Origin of the sequence: Burkholderia sp. (assembly GCF_018375725.1) — a bacterium.
Classification (GTDB): Bacteria; Pseudomonadota; Gammaproteobacteria; order Burkholderiales; family Burkholderiaceae; genus Burkholderia.
In genome coordinates, this window is record NZ_JAHACR010000188.1 from 1 (window position 1) to 8,260 (window position 8,260).

Annotated in this window: 17 protein-coding genes and 1 pseudogene; 1 reads left to right on the forward strand and 17 read right to left on the reverse strand. The window is 58.4% G+C overall.

Annotation, left to right across the window (positions count from 1 at the left end):
- Positions 1-101: 101 nt before the first annotated feature.
- The 4 genes from KH616_RS17405 to KH616_RS25425 all read right to left on the reverse strand — a co-directional run bounded on the left by KH616_RS17405 (position 102) and on the right by KH616_RS25425 (position 2,402).
- Positions 102-734 (reverse strand): hypothetical protein, encoded by a 633-nt coding sequence (locus tag KH616_RS17405; protein ID WP_292248643.1) that lies wholly within the window; start codon positions 732-734, stop codon positions 102-104.
- A 130-nt stretch (positions 735-864) separates the two neighbouring features.
- Positions 865-1,269 (reverse strand): zinc-finger-containing protein, encoded by a 405-nt coding sequence (locus KH616_RS17410; protein WP_292248645.1) that lies wholly within the window; start codon positions 1,267-1,269, stop codon positions 865-867.
- Positions 1,270-1,347: 78 nt separating this feature from the next.
- On the reverse strand, positions 1,348-2,181 hold the full coding sequence (locus KH616_RS17415; RefSeq protein WP_366834801.1) for a hypothetical protein: 834 nt from the start codon (positions 2,179-2,181) through the stop codon (positions 1,348-1,350).
- Positions 2,118-2,402: a hypothetical protein gene (locus KH616_RS25425; protein ID WP_366834803.1), complete on the reverse strand. Its 285-nt coding sequence runs from the start codon at positions 2,400-2,402 to the stop codon at positions 2,118-2,120. Before KH616_RS25425 ends, KH616_RS17415 begins: the two co-directional genes overlap by 64 nt.
- Between KH616_RS25425 and KH616_RS17420 the strand changes: the two genes are divergently transcribed.
- Entirely contained in the window at positions 2,298-2,525 is a 228-nt protein-coding gene (locus KH616_RS17420) for a hypothetical protein (protein WP_292248648.1), read from the forward strand. The two genes, KH616_RS25425 and KH616_RS17420, sit on opposite strands and share 105 nt — an antisense overlap.
- Before the next feature lie 104 nt (positions 2,526-2,629).
- On the opposite strand, the gene KH616_RS17425 is transcribed toward KH616_RS17420, so the two are convergent.
- The 13 genes and pseudogenes from KH616_RS17425 to KH616_RS17485 form a co-directional block, all read right to left on the reverse strand.
- Positions 2,630-3,268, reverse strand: coding sequence for a hypothetical protein (locus tag KH616_RS17425; protein ID WP_292248649.1), 639 nt, complete (start codon positions 3,266-3,268; stop codon positions 2,630-2,632).
- Between the two features lie 12 nt (positions 3,269-3,280).
- Positions 3,281-3,796, reverse strand: a complete 516-nt coding sequence (locus tag KH616_RS17430; protein WP_292248652.1) for an HNH endonuclease — start codon at positions 3,794-3,796, stop codon at positions 3,281-3,283.
- Positions 3,793-4,443 carry an ATP-binding protein gene (locus KH616_RS17435; RefSeq protein ID WP_292248655.1) on the reverse strand — a complete coding sequence of 217 codons (651 nt, stop codon included), beginning with the start codon at positions 4,441-4,443 and terminating at the stop codon, positions 3,793-3,795. The genes KH616_RS17430 and KH616_RS17435 overlap by 4 nt, the downstream gene beginning before the upstream one ends.
- A gap of 107 nt (positions 4,444-4,550) precedes the next feature.
- Positions 4,551-4,841 carry a hypothetical protein gene (locus tag KH616_RS17440; protein ID WP_292248658.1) on the reverse strand — a complete coding sequence of 97 codons (291 nt, stop codon included), beginning with the start codon at positions 4,839-4,841 and terminating at the stop codon, positions 4,551-4,553.
- Complete coding sequence (locus KH616_RS17445; RefSeq protein WP_292248661.1) at positions 4,838-5,161, reverse strand: hypothetical protein; 324 nt, start codon at positions 5,159-5,161, stop codon at positions 4,838-4,840. The genes KH616_RS17440 and KH616_RS17445 overlap by 4 nt, the downstream gene beginning before the upstream one ends.
- Positions 5,158-5,349 carry a hypothetical protein gene (locus KH616_RS17450; RefSeq protein ID WP_292248663.1) on the reverse strand — a complete coding sequence of 64 codons (192 nt, stop codon included), beginning with the start codon at positions 5,347-5,349 and terminating at the stop codon, positions 5,158-5,160. The genes KH616_RS17445 and KH616_RS17450 overlap by 4 nt, the downstream gene beginning before the upstream one ends.
- Positions 5,346-6,212, reverse strand: a complete 867-nt coding sequence (locus KH616_RS17455) for a hypothetical protein (RefSeq protein ID WP_292248666.1) — start codon at positions 6,210-6,212, stop codon at positions 5,346-5,348. Before KH616_RS17455 ends, KH616_RS17450 begins: the two co-directional genes overlap by 4 nt.
- Positions 6,209-6,397, reverse strand: a complete 189-nt coding sequence (locus KH616_RS17460; protein ID WP_292248669.1) for a hypothetical protein — start codon at positions 6,395-6,397, stop codon at positions 6,209-6,211. The genes KH616_RS17455 and KH616_RS17460 overlap by 4 nt, the downstream gene beginning before the upstream one ends.
- A gap of 108 nt (positions 6,398-6,505) precedes the next feature.
- Positions 6,506-6,685 carry a hypothetical protein gene (locus KH616_RS17465; RefSeq protein ID WP_292248671.1) on the reverse strand — a complete coding sequence of 60 codons (180 nt, stop codon included), beginning with the start codon at positions 6,683-6,685 and terminating at the stop codon, positions 6,506-6,508.
- A gap of 325 nt (positions 6,686-7,010) precedes the next feature.
- Complete coding sequence (locus tag KH616_RS17470; protein ID WP_292248673.1) at positions 7,011-7,349, reverse strand: hypothetical protein; 339 nt, start codon at positions 7,347-7,349, stop codon at positions 7,011-7,013.
- Between the two features lie 11 nt (positions 7,350-7,360).
- Positions 7,361-7,498 carry a hypothetical protein gene (locus KH616_RS17475; RefSeq protein WP_292248676.1) on the reverse strand — a complete coding sequence of 46 codons (138 nt, stop codon included), beginning with the start codon at positions 7,496-7,498 and terminating at the stop codon, positions 7,361-7,363.
- A gap of 129 nt (positions 7,499-7,627) precedes the next feature.
- On the reverse strand, positions 7,628-7,843 hold the full coding sequence (locus tag KH616_RS17480) for a hypothetical protein (protein ID WP_292248679.1): 216 nt from the start codon (positions 7,841-7,843) through the stop codon (positions 7,628-7,630).
- Positions 7,844-7,897: 54 nt separating this feature from the next.
- Positions 7,898-8,260: pseudogene (locus KH616_RS17485) on the reverse strand (hypothetical protein); the annotation flags it as partial.

An 8,260-nucleotide genomic window follows, 5' to 3' on the forward strand; every position in this document is an offset into this window, starting at 1 on the left:
GAATCGCGCCGCGGTCAGTGATGGCCTGCACAACCGCGACAAGCTTGTCAGCGGCGTACACGTACCAGCGTTTCAGTTGGGATCGGGGGTACATGGGGTTCTCAGTAGGTCAGTTGCTTCGCATTCGCCTGGAACACGGCACGCGCGAATCCCATCGGCGTCGCCGAGCGAATGTCGCCGCGGTCGCCGGACGGGGGGGCAGCGTGGATCCGGTTGTCGGGCGCGCCCAAGCCATCTGCTCGGTTCGGCTCCGGCATCTCGAATCCGCCGCCGACCCAGAGGCATGTCTTCTTCGTGTAGTTGTCGGTCAACTCAAAGCCCGTGAACTCGTATGGGTGAAACGTGTGGTCTGGCTTGCGCCAGTGCGTCGAGATCGTGCTGACTGGGTTCTCGATGCCATAAGGGCAGCCGAGCCTTTCGAGGAATTCGGCGGCCGTCGCGAACATCTCAATCGACTGCGACAGGGCGCGGAGGCCTTTCCCCTTGAACCAGCGGGCGCCGCTGACTGCCAAATGCGTGCACGGCGGGAACGCAAAGCCGAAAACGACGGTCGAGTCCGGCGGGATCGAGGGCGGCCCGATCAAGGCATCCCATTGCTGAAAAATGATCCCGTCGCGAACGGTCGTGCCGCGGTGCTGGACGTCAAAACAGATGCACCGATAGCCGGCTTCCGCCCAGGGCTGCGCCATATTCCCCGTTTTGTCGAACAGAAAGACTGCGGTCGGAACGTTCACTCGCATCCTCAAATCAGAAAGAGCCGGGCGCTATTTCGAGCCCGGATAGGTTTTCGTGAAATCAAAAAAAGAGGCGACCGAAGCCGCCTGAAGCCACGCACCCCGATTCGAAGTCGCGCGTGGTGTTGAATCAATCAGCCGACTTGCGCCGCACTGCCGAGCAAACCTCGACAACGCGCTTGCACTCATCGACGTTCATGTAGCCGATGTGCGTCAGCTTGAATGGGATGCCGAGTCGCTCTGATAGCCAGCGATAGCCAGCTTTGCGGGCATGCGATTTCGAGCATCCATCGCGCCGAATCTTTGCCTGCCAGAGTGGATCGAATGCGGCATGCGCCTTCATCTTCCACTCGCGCAGTTCGGCATTGGCGAGGCAGCCGAGGGCATTCGTTGTGCCGGGATGACAGCCGACCCATGCGGCGCATGGAGCGCATACCCACATCGGCCCGTAGTCGCGTTGGTAGGGGTAACCGTCGTCACCAGCGCGAAGCAATTTCGCGGGCTGCTCGCAATAGCGACACGTTTTGATCTTCATGATTAGGCGCACCGCACCCAAGGCTTACGCTGGAAAACGCGCATTGCGCCTATCAGTGCTTGGGGCGGTGCGGTTTGGTTACGCGGCTTGTTGGAAGCTCAGGCGATAGAACGCCTCGCGCGTGATCTCGACGTCATGCACGCAGTACTCCGCGACCTCTGCGATCTTCCCTTCCTGGATCATCGGCCAGACCATCGAGCCGTCGATATCACCCTTCCCCTCGATCCCGAGTGCCTTGCACAAGTTATCGAGCGAGACGCGATTGCCGACTCCGGCCCACGCGACCATCGTGTCGAAGACATGCATATCCCACGGGCGAGCGTTGAACGGGATGATCGACGGCGGCTTGATGCCGAGCACGACTGCACGCTGGAACAGGAAGCGCAGATCGAATCCGACCACGTTGTGACCGACGAACACGGGGCGCGTATCGCGAGACGGATCGAATACGCTGTTGATTTCGTTGAACGCAGACTGAATCACTGCGCGCTCCGTTGCGATATCGAAGGCGCCGTTTTCGTCCACCGTATAGCTGGCGAATGCGGGCTCGTTGTCGACCGCAAGACCGATCACCGCGATATGCCCTCGCCCGCCATCGAATGACGTCTTGCGGTATTCCTCCTGCGCCACGTCCTCCGACTTCTCCTCGCGGAATCGCTCGACCCACTTGGCAAGCATCGAATCCTTCGAGGTGAATTTGATTTCAGAGGGGTCGGTCATGCCGAGATCGGCGGCGGCCTGCTCCTTCGTCAGCGTTGACGGCGCTTTGAAGTTCTCGGCTACGCTCTTGCGAATCACGGCGAGGACGGCGGGGTCTTGGGAGGGGCAAGTCTCGATATCGAGAGTGATTATTGACATTTCCGATTCCTCCATTTTTCTTTCGTGAATGCATTCGAGCATGCTGCGTGCCATGCGAGTCGATCTCTGAATGTCGATATTACGAGTTGGTCTGGCGCAGCATATTGCTTGCAATAAATACATTTAAGCCAATTTGCATTCCCGCACGCCTTTAAGGCGTCAGTGCGAGCATGTATGAGGTTGTGGTACGCGCGATCCGGGCAAATGACCAAGTTCTCGTTACGGTTGTCTGCCCTGATCTCGTTGACGTGATGAACAACGGCATCAGGCGGCAATGGCTTGCCAAGCGCCTTTTCTGCGATGGAAACATGGTCGAACTTTTTTATGCCGCCCACTTGATGGCCAAGGTAGCCGCTCTCCATGTATCCGTCGCCATTGGCTCGCTTCTTCGTAATTAACGGATCGCCATGTTTAAGCCAGCGTCGATAGTGCATGGCGCACCATCCCCGCTTTTCTCGCTTCTTGCCGCAACCTTCAATTGAGCACGCATGCATCGCCGCTCCTAGAAGGGAATCGAATCGTCATCATCGAACGACCCGCTGCCCGAACCCGCTGCCGTCCCAGCCGAATGGCTTGCGCCAGCAGGACGCTTCTTGAGCGGACGATCAGCCAGTTGCGCCACACGCTGTGCCAGTTGTTCGGGCTTCTGCTTGCCGCCGAGGATCTCGCCGGCAGTCAATTCCGTATTGGCCTCGAACACACCGACGAGCTTCGCGCTCCATGCGGTCTGACCGGGGTTCTTGCGGCTCTCTTCCTCGGTCTTTTGGAGCAAGAAGCCGATTTGCTTGCCATGCATTTCCGGGAACACCGTCGCCTGCTCGGTGTACTCCTGCTTCGCTTCGCGATCCCAGCGCTTGACTTGGCCGGGTGCCGGCTGGATGCCGCGAAGCTTGAGGCAGGTCATCATCGCCATCAGCAGGTCATAGCCGGACAGCTTCTCGCCGTCGGACTTGACGGTGTAGATGAACTGGCGCGTCTCGCGGCCGTCGTGCACCTGGAGCGTCAGCGCGACGCCACGCGTCCCTGTCGCTGCCTTGATATCCTCGGCGCAGAGGATCTTGCCAACGTACTTGCCGGTTTCCGTGAGCCAGTTCGACGTCTTGTCAGCGTTCATCGCGGCTTGCTTGTCGAGTTGATACATGTCTGATTTCCTTTATTTCCAGTTTTCGATTCGAATGATTCGGCTAATGTGTGATTGATGCACGCCAAACGCCGCCCCTAACATCTTCTGCGCCTCACCTTCCTCATAGCGGCGCCTTATTTCCGCTATGTCATGCTCCGTCAGTTTCGCCATGCCGTGATTTTCCTTCGCGATATGGCTGGGCTTACCTTTGTTGTGGGCAGTCTGCCCTTTCTTCCAATGGAACCTCTGACGCCCTTTCTGGATCATGTCTTGGGCGTTGTCCAGCGCGCTTCCGAGAAACAGATGATTCGGATTCACGCAGCATCGGATATCGCAGCGATGCAGCACGTATGCGCCATCGGGGATCGGGCCGTTATGCAATAACCAGGAAACGCGGTGGGCATAATCACTTGTTCCCTTGTAGCCGATGTTCCCGTACTCGCTTGGCATACAACTCGCCATCCATATCCAGCAGCCGCTAAACGGGATTCGCTCAACCTTGCTGAGCAAGACGCTCAAAACCTGAGCGTCCGTTCTCTGCTTCATGCTGCAGCTCCTATTTCGTAGAACGCGGCGATTCTTTCGTCGACCAGCGCAAGATCATTCTCAATATGGGTCTCGGCAAACATTCCGATGGGACTCTTGCAGCAATCCTGCCCATTCGTTTGCGTACTGAACTGATAATTGCCGTTCACGACTTCCGTGCGCAATACGATTGTGAAGAACCCTTCCGGGACAAGCGTTTGGTCGACCATCTTTCCAACCGTCTTCATGCGGACGTTGCCGAAGTCATCGGTTTGCGTATGCGCAAGGATGTACACCCGACGATGCGGCGCAAGGTCGCCAGCCGCATTGAAAATGTTCCAGGTGTTTTTGGCGAGGTCCGTGAACTTGTCGTATCCCTTCTCGCTACTGCGGTTCATCAACTCCGAGACCATGACTGACTGATAATCGTCGATCACCACAACCTCATGAGGCGAGCCGCGCATGATTTTTTCGATAATCGCCGGATCACTAGTCTGGATAACGTTGCCTTCCGATTTGAGCGTAGCCCGAGTCTTCCACCCGGTAGCCCGAAAAGGAAGCGGTTTCTTGATGCACTGAATCAGGATCGTCTTTGCCGGGTCCAAATTCCGAAGGCTCGTAGACTTTCCCGTTCCCGAATTGCCTAAAACAAGGGTCGCGATGCTCATTTCCTGATTTCCTTTTCGATTGTTCGAAAGATCGCAGCGCATCGGCTGCTTCCTGCTCCTGCCGCTCTTGCTCGGCTTGGGCTTGCCAGTAATCCGGCCCGTCGTCGTCAGTCATCGTCATCACCTCTCGGCAAACAAAGCCAGTAGTCGTGTTCCTCGTTGATCCGCTTATACGGCTGCGCCGGATCAATCTCCCATCGACTTTGAATGCCAATCAGCGGCCAATCGCATCCCTTGATGCCCCAGACCGTCACCATGCGACCGTACTCGCCGGGGCCACCGTTAAACGTGCCGTCCGGATCGCTGAAGGTTTCGAATGCTGAAAGCTGGGCGCGATGGCGGGCGAAAATGACGTGATAGACCTCAGCGCTTGTCGTGAGGTGCACGTAATCGCTCACGTCGCCACCTCGCTCGGCTTATTCTCGATGGCGAGGAGCGATTGAATCCGCCCATTGATCTCCGTGATGCGCGCCTGAAACTTTGCTGTCACTTCCGCTTTTTCTCGCTCGAGATTCGCGACGATCCCGGAGCGCGGATCGAACCCATCAGGCACTTCGACCTCGAATGAGTGATCGCACACCTTGACGTACTCAGGAAAAGACTTCGACATGTCGCATTCCCAGAACGAGTATTCGACAGTGCCGACGATGCGACCGGTGCCGTAGTCGTAGTCTTCCTTCTGCTGGGCAAACAGATGCCCATTGATCGTCACTTTCATGATTTCCTCCCCTGCCGACGCCGCCACTCGGCCGTCAGCGTTTCGATTTCCGCCTCGCACGCCTCGCGTTCGTGGCGTTCGTTGTGACGTGTGGCGCCGTCTGATCGCTCGTAGGCGCGATGGGCGTTCTTGCGCGAGTTGTAATGAGCTAGGAGCGCGGCGTCGGTTAGTGATTCGAGGGTGATCATGGATACTCCTTCGCGTTCTGATATGCCGTCATGGCATCCGTCGCGAGCTGCCGATCAGCGATGCTGGCCATAATCCGGTCGTAGTTCCACGTCGTATCGCGGAATACGCGTCCGTCGCAGAAGTCATGCAGGCATGCAACGACATCGTTCGCGATCTCCTTGTCTTCATCAGTGATGATCGTGAAACGGTGCAGGGCGTCACTCACTCGATACGGGCCTTCCGACCAGTCGTTACGCGTCGCCATCATCGCGAGAGCCAGATCGACGCGCTGATCCTTGCCGCGCAGCGCTTCCAGCACGTCGCCCCACGTCGATTCGTCTTCCAGTTCGTAGCGCAGCACGACGCGTGCGAGCTCGACGTTCGCCTTGCGCGCATCGCGCTCCGCCTGTTCCGCGCGCTGGCGCTGCTGCTCGGCCTGTTCGGTCTCGCGCGCGGCGATGGCGGCATATTCGTCGTATCGCGCCTTGAGCGTCTCGTACGAGCGCGTCGCGTAAGCGAACCCATCGTCTGTCTTGATGAAGCGCGCGATGTCCCCTATCCAACCGGCCTCACGCGTGATGTTCTTCGGGTAGCGGGAGCGTGATTTCGTATCGCGCTCGCTCCACGACTTCGGCATGCCGATTTCTTCCATGAACGCACGAACGCGATCGGCCGTTCCCTTGTTGCGTTCGATGGCCTCGATGTTCGCCTCGTGCAGAGCGACGTCCTTCGCGCGGGCGGCTTCGAGTTGCGCCAACGCGTGTTCGGCGACCCTTTTCGCCGACGGTGCGCTGTAGGTCGACAACGAACTCGCGTAGCTTTGCGGGCTCGCCATGCACTTGCTGACAAAGCCGCACTGTTCAATGGAATTGATTTTGCTCATGCCGCTTTCCTCGTCAGTGCCGGCCGATAGTGGCCGTCGTAATCCCTCGCCAGCAGCCAGCGACTCCCAAGCGCACGGATCGCTTGCAGGCGTTTCGATTCGTGGATCACGGCAGCGCGATCTTCTGCGCTCAGGCCGGTGTCGATGTGCCGCAGGTCTTCGTTTGCTTTCGGTACTCGGAACATGTCAGCCTCCAATTAATCGAGAAACAGCCATCGCCGCAAAGCCGCACACAAGGCCCGTCGCCGACGCGATTGCAATGCTGGTGCGTGGGCGGGTGAGGTCGGTGTGGGTCATGTCTGCTCCTCCCATCCCCATTCGATGAGGTTCCAGATCTCGTCTTGCAGCGCCGAGTCCTTCTCCAAATCACTCAACGATTCCCAGTCCTCGCGATCAACCTCGACCGTGCGATGGCTTTTTGAGCCGACGCGATTCGTCATCGCCCAGATGCGCACTTTGATTTTTCCGCTCACTTCCACCCTCCCGCGCGCCCATCAAGCGCCTCGTTATCCCGTTTCGCCCAAGCCTCGTCGTCCCACTCAGCCGCTCGCTCAGCCTCACTCAGTGGCTCATCCCGCTCATCCGCCCCGCGCGTTAGCCGATCATCGTGGCGGGCGTCTTTGTCGACTAATCGCATAGGCATCCTAAGTAGAGTGGCTACTGCATGACATTCGTGCGGCGTCTCACCGCTGCGGCTTATAAAAAATGAAACAGCGGCCGTCGCTTCGATCCCGTTGCTGAGGCGGGATAACTGCTTTGGCCTTGCCTCCGGTTGGCGCGGCACCAGCGAAGGAGTTGCTACGCGTCAAGAATCGCGAGTGCAGTTTCGGGCCACTTCGTATCCGAATTCCAATCCGGGACTTCCGAAGCCATCCGGAAACAGGGGATCAGGTCGCCGTCGAGGTCAAGTTGCGGCGTCGCCCACGTCGAGGCGAGATAGGTGTATTCATCCTTGATTGGCCGGCCGTCGCGATAGATTTCGCCACCCGTATAATCCCAGTCGAATTCGAGTCCGGCCCCGGCGATTCCGGGTTTCCGCTCCGCGATCAGGCGCGCGGCCTTTTCCCAGTCGAAAACCATCATTTCATTGCCGCGATTGGCCTCGCCCATCGCAAATGCACGCATCGTGTCCATCACGCCTCCACGTATCAGTCATAAACCGGCTGAGCCAGTTCCTTGTATCCGCTGACGGCATGCGAGATAGCCATCGCGATCAGATTCATTGCCGTCTTGTCGTCAGCGTTACGGGCGCGTTCGTATGCGGCCCGAAGTTTGGAAATGTCCATGTCACCCTCACTGAATGGCGATCGACGCGTAATCGACGGTGCGGCGATAGACCCATCGGCCAAGCCAGAGCGTGTACTCGTCGTACCCGTTGGCGTGCAGCCGGATCATGTTGCAGAGCTTGTCCACGACTACTCCTCATCGGCATCAATCGCCGCCAGCAAATCCAGATCGCTCTCCGTGCAGCAATGCGTCTCGTCGGCCGTCAGCACTTCCCGGCACTCGCGTCGCAGCGTCAATGCCTCGATTGCCGCTTCATGCGACGAAAACGATCCAAGCCAACGCTCGCCATTCACTCCCGCGAATAGCGTGCTGTCACTGACGACTAGGGGTTGTGTCCAGTCCATCGCTGCCTCCATTCCTGTAGAGAATATTGGGCGGTTATGCTTTTGGGGAATGTGTTAGGCGGCTTCGCCTTCGGTTTCCGGCTTATCCGAGACAATCTCGCCGTCGCGATTCAGCGTGTAAAACGTGTCCGCCTTGATGCCATCGCGGCCCACGATCACCGCTTTTGCGTGGAGGATTCGGCCGTATTCGTCGCCATCGGCATCTTCGTCTCGGTAGACGAGGAAAAGCGCGGCACCTTCGATGCCTTTTGCCTTTCCGTAGAAGCCGGATGCGAGAGCAACCGAGTGCTTTCCCTCGGCCGTCGCGGCGCTTTGGTAGCCCGTGTTCGTCGCGGCGCTGCGGTTGCCCGTGTTCGTCGCGGCGCTGTAGTCGCCCGTGTTCGTCGCGGCGCTGCGGTTGCCCGTGTTCGTCGCGGC